Source organism: Faecalibacterium sp. (genome assembly GCF_052358865.1).
Classification (GTDB): domain Bacteria; phylum Bacillota; class Clostridia; order Oscillospirales; family Ruminococcaceae; genus Faecalibacterium; species Faecalibacterium butyricigenerans.
The window spans coordinates 30,464-48,208 of sequence record NZ_DAWCVJ010000007.1; the positions used below are offsets into that span (position 1 = coordinate 30,464).

Consider the following 17,745-nt stretch of genomic DNA (forward strand, 5'->3'; position numbering starts at 1 on the left):
ATTTTTAATGGTTCAACCTCTCAGCCCTCGATCTCCTCGTATCCCTCGGGGGCGGTCAGGCCCAGATCGTCGCAGACGGCCTTGTTGTACTTCTTGGTCACGTCGGTGTACTCGATGGGCATGGTGGAGATGTCGGCCTCGCCCTTCAGGATCTTGACGGCCATCTCGCCGGTGGTGTAGCCCAGATCGTAGTAGCTGATGGACAGGGTCGCCACGCCGCAGCCGGCGCAGATGCCCTCCTCACCGGCGAAGACGGGCTTCTTGGCGGGGCGGCAGATGCCGTCCACGATGCCGGTGTTGGCGGCGACGGTGTTGTCGGTGGGGACATACAGGGCATCGTTCTCGTCAGCGGCCTTCTGGCAGACGGAGGACAGGTCGTTGGAGTCGGAGAAGGCGTACTGGGTCGCGGTGACGCCCTTGGCCTCCAGATACTTCTGGACCTCATCCACCTGATACTGGCTGTTGGCCTCTGCGGAGCAGTACAGCAGGCCCACCTTCTTGGCCTCGGGCATCCACTCCACGATCATATCGGCCTGCTGGTCCAGCGGGGCGAGGTCGGAGGTGCCGGAGATGTTGCCGCCCACCGTGCCGGAGAAGTCGCTCAGGCCCAGCGCCACGCCATACTCGGTGACGGAGGTGCCCAGCACGGGGATCTCGTTGGTGGCAGACTGTGCCGCCTGCAGGGCGGGGGTGGCGTTTGCCATGATGAGGTCCACGCCTGCGGAGACGAAGCCGTTGGCGATGGTGGCGCAGGTAGCGGAATCACCCTGTGCGTTCTGGAAGTCGAACTTCACATTGTCGCCGAACTCTGCGGTCAGAGCGTCCTCAAAGCCCTGCGTTGCAGCGTCCAGCGCGGCGTGCTGCACCAGCTGGCAGATGCCGACGGTGTAGCTGTCGCCGGAAGCGGCAGCAGAGCCTGCTGCGGCAGAGCTTGCCACAGAGGAAGCCGCTGCGGAGGAGGCAGAAGAGCCGCCGCAGGCGGTCATGGCAGCAGCAGCGCCGCAGACAGCGGCGGCAGCCAGAAACGAACGACGAGTGATTTTACGCATAATGATTACTCCCTCATTTTTCGCTCACGCGGCCACAGGATGCCGCGCAAACACGCATTTCAATGTCCAGCAGAGCGATCTCTGCTTTACACTCGTGAAGTATAGCACGATTTCCCTCCGTTGGCAACGCTCTTTCGGCCCTAATTATCGATTAGAGTGCATCTATCCATCACTTTTTTCGATAGGTATTTCTTCTCTGCTGATACTCCGTCAGTTTTTGCAGTGCTTCGTCCAGCCAGACGAGGTTTGCTTCCAGCTGCGGCAGGTAGGCCCGCCCGTAGTCGAACCGGAAATAGAGGGCCTGCCAGAGCTTCGCCTGCATCCGGCGGCGCAGCGGCGGCTCGAGGGCAGCGTCCAGCGGCTCCACCACGTCCTCCAGCTCCATGCAGGTCTGCGCCCAGCGGACGTCGGTCTTTTCCCGGGCGGGCACATCGTAGCGGGCCAGATAGTCCTCCACCCGCGCCGCAAAGACCGTTCCCCCGCAGCCGGTGGGCTGCAAAAAGTAGCGCACCTCCCCTTCCCGGCTGATCTCCTGCGCCAGCGGGTAGAGGGCGCAGACCAGCGGCTCGGCGTCGTGGATGGCGCAGTGGTCTTCGGTGAGGAAGGGGCAGTTGTTCCGCTCCTCCTTCACGGGGGCCAGCCGCAGCACCGGCAGATGGCTCACCGGCCCGATGGACGCCCGGCAGAAGGCCCGGGCCACGGTCTGGGGCGGCAGGCGGAGGCGGGCCGCGATGCGCCAGAGGTCGAAGCCCGACAGCACGATGTCCTCCCGCCCCCGGCAGCAGTCGCCGCAGCCTGCGCAGGCGAAGGAAAACGCCTCGTCCCGCCCCAGCAGCGGGGCCGTGCGGGCAAAATCGACCCGTCCGCAGAGGTCGAGCTGTGAATCCTTGAGCATATGATCTCTCCTGTATACTGTGGTGAATTATATGGCCAAGTGGCCATTTAATAATATAGATACGTTATATTTCCCCAGTTGGTCAGTTTGGCCAAGTGACATGGATTGGCCAAGTGACCCACTTGGTCAGCTATGCTCATTTGGTCCCCTTGGCCAAGTGGATATTTCGACATAGCAGCGATGGAAAAGCGTCACTTGGTCAGATAACCTGCGTGGCTCGGAGGGGCTTTCGCCCTCACTCAAACCTCTTCGCCGGTATCACGATAGCCCCGAACAGCGAGGCGATATACACCACCAGCACCGCGACCCACACCTGCCAGCCGGTAGCGTGCTCGAGCAGGACAGCCCCCGCCGTGCAGGGCGGCACCAGCACCAGCGACGCCATCGACCAGACCCGGAACGCCCGCAGGATATGCTTCCAGTTGCGGTTGTTGTAGTACACCCCCGGGATGTGGATGTGGAACGCACCCTGTGCAAAGTTGCAGATGCGGTTCTCGTCGTAGTAGCGGGGCAGGGTCTCGGCCATCCAGAACATGGTATATGCCCCGTAGACGACGCCGAACACCACACCGATGATGAGCAGAGCCAGCGCTCCCTCGATGTCGGCCAGCCCTGCGGCCCAGACGGCCAGCGCTCCGGCGACGCCCAGCACGCAGCAGATGACATACACCGGCAGATACTTCCTCGTCCGCGCCTGACGGCGCTCCGGCGGCTCTGCCGAAAAGGTCAGCGCCTTGCGGATAAGCTCCTCCGTCTCCTCGCGGGTGAAGCGCCGCTCCTCCTCTACTCTGCGGCCCTGCAAAAGCTCGGCCACCGTCGCGTTCAGCTGCTCGGCCAGCGGCACCAGCAGCGAGATGTCGGGCACGCTCTGCCCCCGCTCCCACTTGCTGACGGCCTTGTCGGACACATACAGCGTCGCGGCAAGCTCCTTCTGGGTCATCCCCTTTTCCCTGCGCAGCTGAGCCAGAAAGCGGCCAAATGCGGCTTTGTCCAGTTCGTACATATCTTCTGCCTCCTTGCGGGCGTCTGCCGCCCTTTTCTGGTCCTATTGTACCGGGCCGCATCCTCCTGCGCAACCGACGGGCGGTAGAATCATCGCTCCTCCGTCTCTTTTACAAAGAAAAAACGCCGCACGGTCTCCCGCGCAGCGCTTCGTATCGTATCGCTTCCCGCCGCAGCCGCCCGAAAGGCCGAGCAACTCGGTAAAATAGCCTTTCAGGCCCGGACAAGCGGCCTGCTCGATCAGGCACGCCCGCCGGGACGGCGCGGGAGCGTCTTATATTCAGGCTTCGAAGACCTTCCTGACCGAAGGGCTGGCCTCGATGATGCGGACCAGCAGGACGCCCAGCACGGTGCAGCTGATCAGCTCGCCGATGCCCACGGAGATGCCGTTGGTGATGCAGGCCAGCCAGAGGGGTGCGCTGGAAGTGGGGTCCGGGAACATCACCGCGATCTCGATGCCGATGATGACGGCATTGAAGACCACCGGGGGCAGCGAGGCTGCGACAGCCAGACCCTTGAAGCGGATGTTCCGCAGCTTGTAGGTCACGAGGCAGGCCAGCAGGGTAGCCAGCGTGCCGAAGATGACGTCCACGATGGTGGAGCCGAGCAGGTTTGCGAGGAAGCAGCCCAGCACCACGCCGAAGATGTACTCTGCGCCGAACACCGGCAGCAGGCAGAGGGCCTCGGCCACACGCACCTGCACCGCGCCGTAAGAGAACGGCTGCAGCGCCATGCAGAGCACGACGTAGAGGGCTGCGACCATGCCGCAGCGGGCCAGTTTACGGACAGAAAGATTCTGATTCTTCATACTATAACTCCAGCGGTTTGATTTTGACCGCGCAGGGACCGCCAGCCCCTGTGGGTTTGGCCCGGCATGGTTCGAGACACGCCGGGGAGCCTAAAATCCTAAGTTGCTCTTTGAGACACCGTGCCCGCAGGCACAACTCAAGTAATTATATCATAGTTTGGGCCGGGATGCAACGGCTGCACGAAAAAAGACTGCCGCACAGCAGCAGTCTTCCAGCGGGGTTCAGCCCCGGGGCTTGCCCACATAGACCAGCGCAAGGGTGTCGGGGCCGGTGTTGGCCGAGACGACGCCGCCCAGATTAAAGGTGGTGAGGGGGGCTTTGCCGAACGCCCTGCGGCAGGCCTTTTCCAGCTCCACGGCCTGCGGGATGGAGGTGTGGCCGATCATATAGTCGAAGTCCTCCACGCCCTCGGTGCGCTTTTTGCACAGGTCGATCATGGCGGGAACGACCTTGTCGTCGCCGCGCACCTTGCTCTCCACCTTGGTCTTGCCGTCGATGAGGGTGATGATGGGGCGGATGCCCATCAGCTCGCCCATGACGGCGGCAGCGGCGGAGATGCGGCCGCTCTTCTTCATCTGCTTGAGGCTGTAGGGTCCGAGGATGACCTCCATCTTGTTCATCTGTGCCTCAAACTCGCCGATGACGTGGCGGAGCTCTGCGCCGTTCTGCAGCTTGCGGGCCATCTCGCAGACATACCAGCCGAACACCATCGAGTAGGTGTGGGGGTCCAGCAGGTGGATGTTCAGGTGGTGCTCCGGGCGCTCCTCCCGCAGCATCCCCTGCGCCATGACGGCGTTGTTGTAGGTGGAGGAGCCGGAGCGGTTGATGGGCACATGGATGACGTCGGTGTAGCCCTCGTCCACATACTGGCAGTATTTTTCACAGAACTGGATGGGGGTGATGGCAGCCGTGGAGGGGATGCCCTTAGCGGCCCGCATCTTGTCGTAGAACTCCTCGGGGGTGTATTTCTCGCGCTCCACAATATCCTCGTCGTCCAGCAGGATATGGAAGCCCATGATGTCGATGCCGTATTTTTCGGCCAGCTCCTGCGGGATGTCGCAGGAGGAGTCGGTCAGAATCGCAATTTTGCTCATAGTATCCCTCATTTCCATTCATAGTCTCGCAGATGGCCGTGGTCCAGCAGCTCCGGAAAATCCCACTGGCGCAGCACCTCGTACACACCCACAGCGACGCTGTTGGACAGGTTCAGGCTGCGGCAGGTGTCCCGCATGGGCATCCGGATGCAGTGCTCCTGATTGGCTGCCAGCAGCGCTTCCGGCAGCCCGGCGTCCTCCCGGCCAAACACGAGGTAGGCCCCGTCCGGGTAGGCGACGTCGGTGTAGCGCTGGGGCGCTTTGGTCGTAAAGTAGTAGAACGGCCCGGCGTTCCGGGCGAAGAAGTCGTCCAGACCATCATAATAGCTGATGTCCAGATAGTGCCAGTAGTCCAGCCCGGCGTGCTTGAGCTTCCGGTCGTCGATGGCAAAGCCCATCGGCCCCACCAGATGGAGGCGGCAGGCCGTGCAGGCGCAGGTGCGGGCCACGTTGCCGGTGTTCTGCGGGATGCGCGGCTCCACCAGCACGATGTTCAGGGTCGGTTTATCGCTCATATCCGCCGCCTCACTCTTCCCGCAGCGGGCACAGCCGGGGCAGCAGAGGCTCGAACCAGACGCCGAAGCGGGTGTCCTGATCATAGGGCGTCTTCTGGATGGCCAGCGCCACAAATTCCGCTGCATTGTCTGCCGCCGCGCTCAGGGCGTTGCCCTGAATGAGCGAGCCGATGAGCACCGCGCCGTAGAGGTCGCCCGTGCCGGGGAAATTGCGGGCGATGTGCAGCTTTTTGACCACGAAGCGTTCGCGGCCCGCACCGGCGCAGGCAATGTACTTGTCCAGCTGTAAGCCCGTGACCACCACGTTGGGGGCCAGCGCCGCCGCCAGCTCGTCGGCCAGCGCCTGTGCGCCCGCCTCGTCCAGCGGGTCGGGCAGGGGCTTTTCCAGCAGCAGCCCGGCCTCGGTGGCGTTGGGCAGAATAAGGTCAGCCCGGCGGCAGAGCTGCCGCATCCGGTCGATGAAGGCCGGGGTGACGGTGGTGTAGGCCCTGCCGTTATCCCCCATCACGGGGTCTACCACCTTGTAGGCCGAGGGCCAGAGGTCGAAGGCCTTCTCAGCCAGCGCGGCCTGCGCCTCGCCCCCGAGGTAGCCGGTGTAGATGCAGTCAAAGCTCAGCCCCAGCTCCCGGTAATGCTCCAGCGCGGCCTCCCCGTAGGCGCAGCCGTCCAGACGAGCCGGAGCGCCAAAGCCGCCGGTGTGGGTGGAGAGCATCACCGTGGGCAGGGCCACCGGCTGGATGCCCATGACGCTGAGCACCGGCAGGATGACCGCCAGACTACAGCGCCCCACGCCGGAAAGGTCGTGGATACAGAGAACTTTTTTCGGTTCTGTTATCTTCAGCAAAAAAGAAACCTCCTTCGCAGGATATGCCTTTTCCCATAAGCCGGGCCAGCCCACAGCCAGCCCAGTTTATCAGAATATGATACAGTATACCACATTTTCCTGCACAAAAAAAGCGTATAGTGAATCCTTTGGCGGAAATACTAGCCTCACCGCCCAAAATTTCCGATTCGAAAGGAGTTTCTCCCATGAAAAACGAACACGCAAGCTCCACCGCCCCGCTCCTGCTCGGTATGGCCGCCGGGGCCGCACTGGGTGCTGCCGGCGTCATGGCCACCAACACCAGCCAGCGCCAGATGCGCCGCACCGCCCGCAAGCTGGCGAAGGGCGCCGAGCACGCCGTGAGCCAGCTGGACAAGATGGTGGATGATTTCGTCGAGCGCCGGATGGACGGCTGACCGGGCCGATACAACAGCACCCCGGCTTTCCCTTTTTAAGGGAGGCCGGGGTGCTGCTGTCTGTCGGGGCAGAAGGCTTTGCGCCGTACCGCCGATTTTATTTCAGGTATGCTTCCGCGCTCTTGGCGATCTCTGCCTCCACCTTCTCGGCGGCTTCCTTATTCTCCGCACTGACCGAGATATAGGTCTTGAGCTTCGGCTCGGTGCCCGAGGGGCGCACCACGATGGAGCAGTTGTCTTCCAGCAGGAACTTGAGCACGTCGGACTTGGGCAGGCCGTCCAGACCCGGTGCGTAGTCCAGCAGCTTCACGACCTTCCTGCCACCGAACTCCTTGATGCCGCCCCGGAATGCCTGCATGATGCTCTGCATCTTGGCAAAACCGGCGCTGCCGTCGAACTCATAGCTGTGCAGGGTGTTCAGGCAGTAGCCGTAGGTCTTGTACAGCTCCTCCAGCTTGTCCAGCAGGCTGATGCCCTTGGTGGCATAGTAGCTGAACATCTCGCAGATCATGTACGCGCCGTCCACGCCGTCCTTGTCCCGGACGTAGGAGCCGGTCAGGTAGCCATAGCTCTCCTCAAAGCCGAACACATAGCTGTCTGCCTTTCCCTGCTGTTCCAGCTTGCCGATCTGCTCCCCGATGAACTTGAAACCGGTCAGCACGTTGATGGTGCGCAGGCCGTAATGGGCAGCAATTTGCTCGCCCATGTCCATGGTGACGATGGTCTTGACCATGACCGGGTCAGCAGGCATCTTACCGTGCTTGACGCGCTGGCTGCAAACGTAGTCCAGCAGCAGTATACCCGTCTGGTTGCCGGTCAGCAGCTCGTACTCCCCTGCCTTGTTCTTGACGGCGATACCCACACGGTCACAGTCGGGGTCAGTCGCCAGCAGCAGGTCGGCGTTGCACTTTTTGGCATACTCCATGCCCAGTGCCATGGCTTCCTTAATCTCCGGGTTGGGGTACGGGCAGGTCGGGAATTTCCCGTCCGGCTGCTCCTGCTCCTTGACCACCGTGATGTTGGTGTAGCCCATCTCCTTCAGGGTGCGGGTCACAGGCTTCAGACCGGTGCCGTTCAGCGGGCTGTACACGATGGCGACATCCTTATTGACGGTCTCGCCGAACAGAACAGACTGGCTCTTGACCTGCTCCACGAAGGCGGTGTAGACCTCATCCGGGATGTACTGGATGCTGCCGTCTGCCACACCTGCTTCAAAATCACCGGTCTTGACGTCGGCAAAGATGTCCAGCTTCTCGATCTCAGCCAGAATTTCTGCTGCGGCCTCGGTGGTGATCTGGCAGCCGTCCGCGCCGTAGACCTTATAGCCGTTGTACTTGCTGGGGTTGTGGGACGCCGTCACCATGACACCGGCAGAAGTGTGCAGATAGCGGGTCGCAAAAGATACTGTTGGCACCGGCATCAGGACAGGCCAGATGTTGACCTTGACGCCGTTGGCCGCGAACACACCCGCAGCCACCTTTGCAAACACATCGCTCTTGATGCGGCTGTCGTAACCGATGGCCACAGACGGCGTTTCAAAATTCTTCTTCAAATAGTCCGCCAGACCCTGAGAGGCCTTTGCCACGGTATAGACGTTCATCCGGTTGGTGCCTGCGCCGATGACGCCGCGCAGACCGCCCGTGCCAAAGGCGAGGTCACGATAGAATGCGTCTTCGATTTTGGCATCGTCCAGCGTTTTCAGCTCTGCCACTACGTCGGCATCGGCGGTGGCATTCGCCAGCCAGCGTTCGTATTCCTTTTTCATATCCATATCGTTTACCCTCTCACATCCAGAAATTGTGCCTGCCCGTGGATGGTCAGCACCTCGGAATCCGCCGGGACAAAGATGCAGTCTCCCTTATAGAACGGAAGATTGCCGCCCTCATAGGAGATCGTGCCGCAGCCGTTGACGCAGAGCAGCACCCGGAAGGCGATCTCATCTGCCCGGTAGTGCACCTTCTGCCGCCGCTCGGTGTTGACGATCATCCGGTACACTTCAAAATACTTGCAGCGGGTCAGCAGCTCAGAGGCAATGCCCTGCCGGTATTTCAGCACCCGAAGGGGCTGCTTCGGCTCTGCGCTGCTCTTCAGGTTCGCTACATCCAGCGCCTTGTCGATGTGCAGTTCCCGCTTTTTGCCGTCCTTGCCCACACGGTCATAATCGTACAGGCGGTAGGTCAGGTTGGAGTTTTCCTGAATTTCGGCCACCAATGCACCCGCACCGATGGCATGGATAGTACCTGCTTCAATAAAAAACAGGTCGTCCTTCTTGACCGGAACCCACTGCAAGTCCTTCATCAGGGTTCCTTTGGCGATAGCGTCCCGCATCTGCTGTTCGGTACGTTCCCGTTTCAGGCCATACACGAGCTTTGCGTCCTTGCTGGCGTCCAGCACATACCACATCTCGGTCTTGCCCAGCTGGCCGTTTTCGTGCTCCTGTGCGTAGGCATCGGTGGGATGCACCTGCACCGACAAATCTTTCTTGGCATCGATGAATTTGATGAGGATCGGCAGCGTGTTCTCGCCCTTGTGGCGCTCCCCCAGATACTCCGGGTGCGCTCTCAGCACCTCTGCCAGCTCCTGCCCATCAAAGGCGCCGCCCACCACATAGCTGGGGCCATCGGGGTGGGTGGAGCACTCCCACGTCTCTGCCAGCGGGGTCAGGTCGATGTTTTTTTCAAATTCATCGTTCAAACGACTGCCGCCCCAGAGATAATCCTTGCCGGACGGTCGGAGCAAAAGAGGCTTGTTCTTGTTTTGCATAACTGCCTCCTGCGATGTCTCAATATTCCAGCTCGAACTTTTGCTTGTCGTGGACATCGATGGCTTCACCCAGCTGCACTTCGATGAGCTTCAGCTCAGTCTCGGCAATCACGGTATGGCGGCAGCCTGCGGACATGGTGATGACGTCGCCCGCCTTCACATTCTGCTCCATGCCGTCCACAATGGTCTTGCCCTTGCCTGCAATGACCGTCCAGACCTCATCCCGGTGCTGGTGGCTGTGGTAGTTCATCTGATGGCCTGCATTCAAAGTCACCTTGATGGTCATGGAAGCCTTGTCGATGTCGATGACCTTAAAGCTGCCCCACGATTTCTCGGCGAACATGACACGATGGTCAAGCGTGTTGACGTAGGGCTTGATGTAGCTGGACTGCTCCTTATCCGAGACCAGAATGCCTTCCGGGCTGGCAGAGACTACCACATCCTTCAGACCCATGCAGAGGATGGGCACATCCAGCTCGTTGACCACATGGACATTCTCGCACTTCTCGTTAAACAGTGCCTCGCCCACCGCGTGGCTGTCCATTGCCTCGGTCAGAGTATTCCAAGTGCCAAGGTCTTTCCAAGTGCCTGCAAAGCGCATGACCTCGATCTCCGGCTCGTGCTCCACCACAGCATAGTCGAAGCTGATCTTGTTCAGGGTATCGTATTTATTGAACAGGTCCTCATAGTCCACGAAATCGATCAGCTCATGGGCACGGTTCAGCACATAGCCCAGCTTGAAGGCGAACACGCCGCCGTTCCAGAGCGCACCCTTTGCAATGTAGGCCTTTGCCACTTCCTGCGTCGGCTTTTCCTTGAACATGGACACCTTGCTGACCCGCTCTTTGCCGATGGGGATGATGTAGCCGTATTTCTCGCTGGGGTAGGTCGGCTCAATGCCCATCAGGACCAGATTTGCGCTGCTGACAGCGGCACGGTCGCCCAGTGCTTTCAGCGCCTCAAAGTAGTCGTTCTCCACATAGGGGTCTACCGGGCAGACGACCACAGATTCTTCCTCGCCGACGCCCTGCACATCCTTCAGGTAAGCTGCGGCCAGAGCGATGGCCGGGAAGGTATCCCGGCGGCAAGGCTCCACGCTGATGCCCACTTCCTCGCCCAGCTGATTGTGGATGGCCGAAACCTGCGATTTGGAGGTAGCAATGGTGACGGTTGCATCGGTATCGACCGCCTTGATCTGACGGTAGACACGCTGCACCATGGATTCCAGTTCGCCGTCTTCCCGATGGAAGATTTTGATGAACTGCTTGGAACGAATATCATTGGAAAGCGGCCACAGACGCTGGCCGGAACCGCCGGACAATAACACCAGATTCATATTTTTCTCCTGTCATCTAGCAAAAAAGGCCGTGGCCCTGCACGGACACACGACCTTTTCAAATCGTTTCTTTAAGATTCAGCGTTTAGCGCTCTGCACGCATCGGGTTGTTCAGGAAGTCCTCATAGGACAGGCGCAGGCCGTCTTCCAGCTCGGTCTTGTAGGTCCAGCCCAGATTGGTGGCCTTGGACACATCCAGCAGCTTGCGGGGCGTGCCGTTGGGCTTGGTGGTATCCCACTTGATCTCGCCGGTGTAGCCCACGACCTTAGCGACCAGCTCGGTCAGCTCCTTGATGGTCAGCTCCTTGCCGGTGCCAGCGTTGACGGTCTCGTTGCCGGAGTAGTTGTTCATCAGGAAAACGCACAGGTTTGCCAGATCGTCCACATACAGGAACTCACGCAGCGGAGAGCCATCGCCCCAGCAGGTAACACTGGGCAGATTCTGCTCCTTGGCCTCGTGGAAGCGGCGGATCAGTGCCGGGACCACATGGCTGTGGGTGGGGTGGTAGTTGTCGTTGGGGCCATAGAGGTTGGTGGGCATGACGCTGATGTAGTCAGTGCCGTACTGACGGTTCAGGAACTCGCAGTACTTCAGACCGGAGATCTTCGCCAGTGCATAGGCCTCGTTGGTCTTTTCCAGCTCGCTGGTCAGCAGGCAGTTTTCCTTCATGGGCTGCGGTGCCATGCGGGGGTAGATGCAGGAGGAGCCGAGGAACTCCAGCTTCTTGCAGCCGTTCTTCCAAGCCGAGTGGATGGCGTTCATCTCCAGCGTCATGTTGTCATACATAAAATCAGCCAGTGCTTCCTGATTGGCTACGATGCCGCCGACCTTGGCAGCAGCGAGGAACACATACTCCGGCTTCTCCTGTGCGAAGAACTCTTCCACAGCATCCTGACGGGTCAGGTCCAGCTCCTTGTGGGTGCGGGTGATGATATTGGTGTAGCCCTGACGCTGCAACTCACGAACGATTGCAGAGCCCACCATGCCGCGATGACCTGCGACATAAATCTTAGCATTCTTTTCCATCATAACAGAATTGCCTTCTTTCCAAATTACAGAACTGCCTTGAGTGCCTTTTCGCGCTTTGCACGCTCACGGTCGTGCTTGGCCATGATCTCCACCAGCTGCTCGTAAGTCGTGGACTGCGGATTCCAGCCCAGAACGGTCTTTGCCTTGGTGGGGTCGCCCCACAGGTTGTCCACATCGGTGGGGCGGAACCACTGAGGATTCACGCAGACCAGCATCTTACCGGTAGCTGCATCATAGCCCTTCTCGTCGATGCCGGTGCCCTCCCAGCGGATGGTGATGCCGTTGGCTGCGAAAGCCTTCTCAGTGAAGTCGCGGACGGTGTGCTGCACGCCGGTAGCAATGACGAAGTCGTCCGGTTTCTCCTGCTGCATGATCAGCCACATGCACTCGACATAATCCTTGGCGTAGCCCCAGTCACGCAGAGAATCCATGTTGCCCAGCTCCAGATGATCCTGCAGACCCTCGGCGATACGACCGGCTGCCAGCGTGATCTTACGGGTGACAAAGTTCTCGCCACGGCGCTCAGACTCATGGTTGAACAGGATGCCGTTGACAGCGAACATCCCGTAAGCATCGCGGTACTCCTTGACCATCCAAAAGCCGTACTGCTTGGCCACAGCATACGGAGAATAGGGATGGAACGGGGTGGTCTCGCGCTGGGGGACTTCCTCGACCTTGCCGTACAGCTCGGAGGTGGAAGCCTGATACACCTTGCAGGTCTTGGTCAGGCCGCAGACGCGGACAGCCTCCAGCACGCGCAGAACGCCCAGTGCGTCCACATCGCCGGAGTACTCAGGAGCATCAAAGGAGACCTGAACATGGCTCTGTGCAGCCAGATTGTAGATCTCATCGGGCTTGATCTCGCCCACCAGACGGATCAGGCCGGAGGAATCGGACAGGTCGCCGTCGTGCAGAGTGATAGCGTTCTTCTCGATCAAATGGTCGATACGAGCGGTGTTGGAGATGGAAGCGCGGCGGACAATGCCGTGGACCTCATAGCCCTTCTCCAGCAGAAACTCTGCCAGATAGGAACCGTCCTGACCGGTGATGCCAGTAATCAGTGCTTTTTTCATGTGTTTTATTCCTCTCTAAGAAACGATTTATCTTTTGATGTATTGAGTATATTTTATCGTATAATTATATTTTATGGATTTTGGCAGCTTACCTAAAGTGCTGAAGCAGTGTTCTATTAGCACAATATTGGTTTTTGTTGGTCAACTGGTCGGATCGCTTCTTGGCTCGTCCTGTTTCACTGGCACCTCGATCAGACCAAACCTATTAAACATCCCATAAATATAGGACACGCCACGGATATCTCCCAGTGCCTTTGGCCGCTTTACCAGCGGCTTTCCTTGGCTCCACACTATCCGGTGTTGATGGAAACCCACCTCAGAGCTTTAGAAACAGCATTCCAAGCACCACGCCGCCCACCATAAGCGCAGCAGCGGCCAAGTCGTACCAGTGCACCCGGGGCACTGTATAATAGGTACGCGGTGCCTCCCCGCAGAAGCCCTTGGACTCCATGGCCATGGCGATGGACTCCGACCATCGGACGCTGTTGACCAGCATCGTGAAGACCGGCTTCATGGAGAGCGGCCCCATTTTCAGACCACGCACCGCAAAAGCAGTGCGCACCTGCGCATACTCCCGCGCCATTCCCGGCATCAGGTGGAACGCCGCCAAGATGCCATAGGCAAACTTAGGCGGGAGGTGGCACTGGTGGAGCAGGCTCGCAATAAAGAAATCGCCCTCGGTGGAAAGCGCGAACAGGATGCCCAGCCCCGCATAGGCCAGCAGACGGGTCGCCAGCTGCAATGCCGTATACAGGTTCTGGGACATTGCCGCACGCACGCTGTAAGGCATGGCCGACAGACTGCTCATATCTACGGTCTGCGTGCTGCCGCCCCGGGCATAGTAAAGACCCATTACAAACAAGCCAAATGCCGCGACGCAGGCAGGAAGCAGGATGACACCGATCTTTTTCAGGCTTACCCGGGAGCAGAACACCAACAGCAGCAGGCAGACGGCCAGTACCAGCAGGTTCAGGCTGACCAGATACTCGAATGAGAGCAGAATGACACAGACCAGCACCGTAAATGCTTTTACGGTAGGATTCCAGCGTTCCAGCATTTACAGCACCTCCCCGGCGGTTTTTTCCACCAGCATGGTGTCTTCCAGCCGGTAGATTTTATCGGCCCAAGCCGCAGCCAGCTCGGTATCGTGGGTGATGAAGATCACCGTCAGTCCCTCCAGCTCCACTTTCTCCCGCAGATGCTCCATGATCGCGTTCACCGAGCGGGAATCCTGACCATAGGTAGGTTCATCCAGTAAGAGCAGCTCCTGTCCGCCTGCCAACACCGAGAGGACAGCCAGCCGCCGCTGCTGGCCCTGACTGAGCATATAGGGCGAATAGCGCCGCTGCCGTTTCAGGCCGTAGCGGTCCAGCAGTTCCTCGGCACGCTGGCGGCAGGCTTCGTCGGAGAGGCCCGGCTCCCAGAGTCGCAGCCCCACACAGACCTCGTCCTCCACATTCTGGGTGACGAATTGGTTCGCAGGGTTCTGGAAAACGATGCCAATATGGCGATACAGCTCTTTGAGCTTCATTTTTTCAATGTCCCGCCCCTGAAACAAGATCTGTCCCGTGTAGGGGTGCTGCCTGAGCACCGAGAGAAACGTGGTGGTCTTTCCGGTGCCGCTGGGGCCAAGAACAGCGGTCATACAGCCCGCCGGGAAATCCGCATCCGTATTCTGCACCAAAAAGGGAGCATCGTACACCGGTCGGCCCCACTTGCGCCGGATGGGCAGCCCCTTGCGGATGCTGACTCCCCGGAACTGCAGCAGCGGTTTGCCCTCTGCCGGGCGGGCCACAGTCCGTTCCGACCGGGAACCCGGGTAAAACAGGCCAAGCCGCTCAAAATCTGCGCGGTGCTCCGGCAGATTCTTGCAGTTGATGCTCCGGGCGGCCACTCTGCCGCCCTCTTCCAGCAGGATGATCTCATCCGCAGCCTCCAGCCAGAGGTCTGCCCTATGGTCAATGGCCAGAATGGTCCGGCCGGAGGCTTTCATTCTGAGCAGCATCTCCAGCAGCTGGATCGCCGCCTCGTGGTCCAGATTTGCAAAGCTTTCGTCCAGCAGGATGCAGCGGCTCTCCATGACATAGAGGCAGGAGAGGGCCGCTTTCTGTTTTTCGCCGCCGGACAGGGTCGAAAGGGGCTGATCCAGCAGCGGCACGATGCCAAGCTCTGCGGCGGCCTGTTCGATTCGTTCATCCATCTTCCCGGCAGGGATACAGATGTTTTCCAGACAGAAGCGCATCTCCTCCCGCAGGGTATTCATGCAGAACTGCAAGTCGGGATTCTGGAACAGCACCGTCAGGTAGGCGGCGCGCTTCTGGGGATCCAGTGTCTTTAGATCCTGCCCGTACAGCCGGATGATGCCGCTTTCCAAAAAGCCGCCGTTCTCAGGGTAGAGTCCTGCGGCCACCGCAGCCAGCGTGCTTTTTCCGCAGCCGCTGCCGCCCATCAGGACTGTAAGCGTCCCAGCCGGAATGGTCAGGCTGGTATGATCCAGAATGTTGCGCCTGCCTTTTTCCTGATAGCGGAACACGACATCTTCCAGCTCCAGCGCGAGATCAGCCGACATTCCTTAGTCCTCCAGATCCATGTCCTGCCCCTGTGCCACAGCATAGCCCTTCAGGACGCCTGCCTTGACGAGGCCATCGGCCAGCATCGGGGTGATGAAGCCATCAAAGACGATGGCGCTGATGATCCGCACCACCAGCATGATGGCCAGCACGGGAACCGCGATCTTGCTGTAGCCGCTGATGAACAGGTTGTAGATCAGGGTGAGGACAGAGCAGATGACTGCGCCTTGGATCATGGTCATCCGGTCAAACTTTTTGTAGCGTTTCAGCGCAATGATAAGCTCAAAGCCAAGGCCCTGTACCAGACCGGACAGGATGATGATGGGTCCGAAATAGTTGCCGTACAGGCACTCCAGCACAGCCGCCAGCAGCTCCGCGATGAGGCCGGTGCCGGGTTTGCGCATGACATAGATGCCGAATGCACCTGCCATGAAGTAGATGCCGTAGAACGGCTCATAGCCCAGAGAGGCCATGCCGAACGGGGTCAGCATCCCGTACAGGACGCCGCCGATGTAGGTGCAGCCAAGGTAGACCACGCCAAACAACACGGCGCTGATGGCGATCAACAGAACATCTTTCAGTTTCCAATTCTTCGTATTCATTTTAGTTTTCCTCCGTCGGGCTGTTGCAGTTCATGGTAAAGTGCAGGACATAGTGGTGGACTGCCGGGGCATTCTCCATCCGCTCACACACATGGGTCAGGTAGGTGAACACATCCTGCACGTCGCCGTCAATGCGGGTAGCGTAGTGAATGGTCTTGGGGTTCAGGCCCTCCTCCTGTGCCATATACCACACCTTGGCGATCTCGTCGATATACTGGGCATCGCCCAGCGGATACAGAGCCAGCTTGCAGTGGACCGGGAAGTGGATGTCCTTCACCAGCTCTGCATTGGGGGCTTCGCCCTCACGATTCAGCACCGTATCCCCGGACACGTCCCCCGGGCAGCCCTTGGAGAACTGTCCTTCCAGCGCCATGTGGACGCCGGGGCGGTAAGCGTTCAGGAACAGGGCCTGTACAGCGTCTGCCACATAGGGCAGCTTGCCGCGGTAGACCGTCGAAAGGGCATCCGTCTCGCTCCACACGGCGGAGGTGTCCGTCTTTTCCAGCGCGCCCAGAATGATCTCGATGTATTTATCCGACATCGGGTACAGGGTAAAGCGGCAGCCTGCAATGGGCAGTTCCGTGCCACGGCCTGCCCAGGGCAGGTCCGGACGGTTGCAGCCGGTACAGCAGTTTTCAGTTTTCATAGTCTTTCCTTCTTTTTTGTTTGTGCAAAATAAAAGGGATGCTTTTCGTCCGGAAAGCATCCCCCTTGCCAGCGAGTCCAACGGCCCACTGTATCAAGCAGCAGAAATGCATTTCCTACGCCGGTATTATCCGGATCAGGTGCAGGGAGTCGGGTGTGAACCCTCTCAGCATAAGGCCCCTCCAGCATTCTGATGATTCTCTTTTTATTGCCACTGCATAGCATACCGCAGCCGTGCAGAAATGTCAAATATTTGTTGCACTTTGATGAAGGGTGGCGGCTTCCACTGTGATCATGGAGACGTTCATGGGCTTCTGGCGATGTCTATCGGTTCACGAAATTCAGCGCCAGCACAAGCACCAGCATGTGCACAGGGTAAAAGGCATAGCAGGCATACTGGAATGGTTTGCTGTGGCAGCCCTGCCGCCCGCGATACAGCCAGATGGGCACCAGCGCCAGCAGCGCAAACCCCTGCTGGCAAAGCTCAAACTCCATGCCGAACAGCCGGATGGGGTACATCAACCCGCCCAGAAGCTCCACATTGATCCAGTACAGGGTCAACGCCTGTCCCAGCAGGCACCACCATTTCCGGCCCCGGAAGAGGTAGAAGGCGAACACCGTCAGCACGCCAGCGCCGTAGTAATCCGTCATACCCAGCGTTCCCAGCAGCGCTCCCGCTGCCACTACTACGGCACACACCGGCAGTGAGACCCAGAGCTTTTGCTTTTTGCGCACCGTTTCCATCAGATGCACACCCAAAAGCCCCAGCAGCAGCGTCCAGATCACGTTCTGGTGCACCGGGTAGAACCATGTCCCGCCATACATCAGGTCAAAGGGCACTTCCGAAAGCAGTGCAAACAGCAGCAGCCGCAGGGCATAACGCTTCAGGTTTCGGGTGTAAAAGTAGCCTTCTACCGCCATAAATGCAAAGATGGGAAACGCCAGCCGCCCGGCACAGGTCAGCCAGTCCTGCGCCGGCAGAAGGGTCGCCCAGAGGTGATCCATCAGCATCAATGCCATGGCAATGATATGAAGTGCTGCTGCGCTAAGCTCAAAGCGGCTGACAGCAGAAGGTCTGCGGCTGTATGTCTGCATTCTGTTCTCCTCTTTCTCTTGTCGGGAT

At 59.4% G+C, this 17,745-nt stretch carries 18 protein-coding genes and 2 riboswitches; of the genes, 1 reads left to right on the forward strand and 17 read right to left on the reverse strand.

Annotation, left to right across the window (positions count from 1 at the left end):
* Positions 1 to 20: 20 nt before the first annotated feature.
* From ACT8X9_RS02460 to ACT8X9_RS02490, 7 genes are all read right to left on the reverse strand, one after another.
* The gene (locus ACT8X9_RS02460; protein WP_444268004.1) at positions 21 to 1,049 is read right to left on the reverse strand and encodes an ABC transporter substrate-binding protein; all 1,029 of its coding nucleotides are present in this window, start codon (positions 1,047 to 1,049) and stop codon (positions 21 to 23) included.
* Positions 1,050 to 1,218: 169 nt separating this feature from the next.
* Positions 1,219 to 1,944 (reverse strand): YkgJ family cysteine cluster protein, encoded by a 726-nt coding sequence (locus ACT8X9_RS02465; RefSeq protein ID WP_444268005.1) that lies wholly within the window; start codon positions 1,942 to 1,944, stop codon positions 1,219 to 1,221.
* A 235-nt stretch (positions 1,945 to 2,179) separates the two neighbouring features.
* Positions 2,180 to 2,947 carry a helix-turn-helix domain-containing protein gene (locus tag ACT8X9_RS02470; protein ID WP_444268006.1) on the reverse strand — a complete coding sequence of 256 codons (768 nt, stop codon included), beginning with the start codon at positions 2,945 to 2,947 and terminating at the stop codon, positions 2,180 to 2,182.
* 279 nt (positions 2,948 to 3,226) lie between these two features.
* Positions 3,227 to 3,754, reverse strand: coding sequence for a QueT transporter family protein (locus tag ACT8X9_RS02475; RefSeq protein WP_444268007.1), 528 nt, complete (start codon positions 3,752 to 3,754; stop codon positions 3,227 to 3,229).
* Between the two features lie 7 nt (positions 3,755 to 3,761).
* Positions 3,762 to 3,863: riboswitch (PreQ1-III riboswitch) on the reverse strand.
* Between the two features lie 113 nt (positions 3,864 to 3,976).
* Complete coding sequence (locus ACT8X9_RS02480) at positions 3,977 to 4,867, reverse strand: DegV family protein (RefSeq protein ID WP_444268008.1); 891 nt, start codon at positions 4,865 to 4,867, stop codon at positions 3,977 to 3,979.
* On the reverse strand, positions 4,858 to 5,364 hold the full coding sequence (locus ACT8X9_RS02485) for a tRNA (cytidine(34)-2'-O)-methyltransferase (protein WP_444268009.1): 507 nt from the start codon (positions 5,362 to 5,364) through the stop codon (positions 4,858 to 4,860). Before ACT8X9_RS02485 ends, ACT8X9_RS02480 begins: the two co-directional genes overlap by 10 nt.
* Positions 5,365 to 5,374: 10 nt before the next feature.
* Positions 5,375 to 6,208 carry a PfkB family carbohydrate kinase gene (locus ACT8X9_RS02490; RefSeq protein ID WP_227620977.1) on the reverse strand — a complete coding sequence of 278 codons (834 nt, stop codon included), beginning with the start codon at positions 6,206 to 6,208 and terminating at the stop codon, positions 5,375 to 5,377.
* Between the two features lie 185 nt (positions 6,209 to 6,393).
* Here ACT8X9_RS02490 and ACT8X9_RS02495 point away from each other — a divergent pair, with 185 nt between their 5' ends.
* Positions 6,394 to 6,603, forward strand: a complete 210-nt coding sequence (locus ACT8X9_RS02495; RefSeq protein WP_227620976.1) for a hypothetical protein — start codon at positions 6,394 to 6,396, stop codon at positions 6,601 to 6,603.
* Between the two features lie 97 nt (positions 6,604 to 6,700).
* On the opposite strand, the gene ACT8X9_RS02500 is transcribed toward ACT8X9_RS02495, so the two are convergent.
* The 10 genes from ACT8X9_RS02500 to ACT8X9_RS02545 all read right to left on the reverse strand — a co-directional run bounded on the left by ACT8X9_RS02500 (position 6,701) and on the right by ACT8X9_RS02545 (position 17,717).
* Positions 6,701 to 8,374: a phospho-sugar mutase gene (locus tag ACT8X9_RS02500; RefSeq protein ID WP_444268010.1), complete on the reverse strand. Its 1,674-nt coding sequence runs from the start codon at positions 8,372 to 8,374 to the stop codon at positions 6,701 to 6,703.
* Between the two features lie 5 nt (positions 8,375 to 8,379).
* Positions 8,380 to 9,366, reverse strand: a complete 987-nt coding sequence (locus ACT8X9_RS02505) for a type I phosphomannose isomerase catalytic subunit (RefSeq protein ID WP_412589839.1) — start codon at positions 9,364 to 9,366, stop codon at positions 8,380 to 8,382.
* A gap of 19 nt (positions 9,367 to 9,385) precedes the next feature.
* Positions 9,386 to 10,702, reverse strand: coding sequence for a sugar phosphate nucleotidyltransferase (locus ACT8X9_RS02510; protein WP_444268011.1), 1,317 nt, complete (start codon positions 10,700 to 10,702; stop codon positions 9,386 to 9,388).
* Between the two features lie 85 nt (positions 10,703 to 10,787).
* On the reverse strand, positions 10,788 to 11,732 hold the full coding sequence (locus ACT8X9_RS02515; protein WP_156065654.1) for a GDP-L-fucose synthase family protein: 945 nt from the start codon (positions 11,730 to 11,732) through the stop codon (positions 10,788 to 10,790).
* 23 nt (positions 11,733 to 11,755) lie between these two features.
* A complete protein-coding gene (gene gmd / locus ACT8X9_RS02520) occupies positions 11,756 to 12,805 on the reverse strand; it encodes a GDP-mannose 4,6-dehydratase (RefSeq protein WP_444268012.1) in 1,050 nt (349 codons plus the stop codon).
* A 316-nt stretch (positions 12,806 to 13,121) separates the two neighbouring features.
* Positions 13,122 to 13,862, reverse strand: a complete 741-nt coding sequence (locus ACT8X9_RS02525) for an energy-coupling factor transporter transmembrane component T family protein (RefSeq protein ID WP_412589704.1) — start codon at positions 13,860 to 13,862, stop codon at positions 13,122 to 13,124.
* On the reverse strand, positions 13,863 to 15,374 hold the full coding sequence (locus tag ACT8X9_RS02530) for an ABC transporter ATP-binding protein (protein ID WP_444268013.1): 1,512 nt from the start codon (positions 15,372 to 15,374) through the stop codon (positions 13,863 to 13,865).
* 3 nt (positions 15,375 to 15,377) lie between these two features.
* On the reverse strand, positions 15,378 to 15,977 hold the full coding sequence (locus ACT8X9_RS02535) for an ECF transporter S component (RefSeq protein WP_444268014.1): 600 nt from the start codon (positions 15,975 to 15,977) through the stop codon (positions 15,378 to 15,380).
* Position 15,978: 1 nt separating this feature from the next.
* Complete coding sequence (locus ACT8X9_RS02540; protein ID WP_227620972.1) at positions 15,979 to 16,623, reverse strand: Ykof family thiamine-binding protein; 645 nt, start codon at positions 16,621 to 16,623, stop codon at positions 15,979 to 15,981.
* A gap of 94 nt (positions 16,624 to 16,717) precedes the next feature.
* Positions 16,718 to 16,816, reverse strand: a riboswitch (TPP riboswitch).
* Positions 16,817 to 16,946: 130 nt separating this feature from the next.
* Positions 16,947 to 17,717, reverse strand: coding sequence for a TraX family protein (locus tag ACT8X9_RS02545; protein ID WP_227620971.1), 771 nt, complete (start codon positions 17,715 to 17,717; stop codon positions 16,947 to 16,949).
* Positions 17,718 to 17,745: the final 28 nt, after the last annotated feature.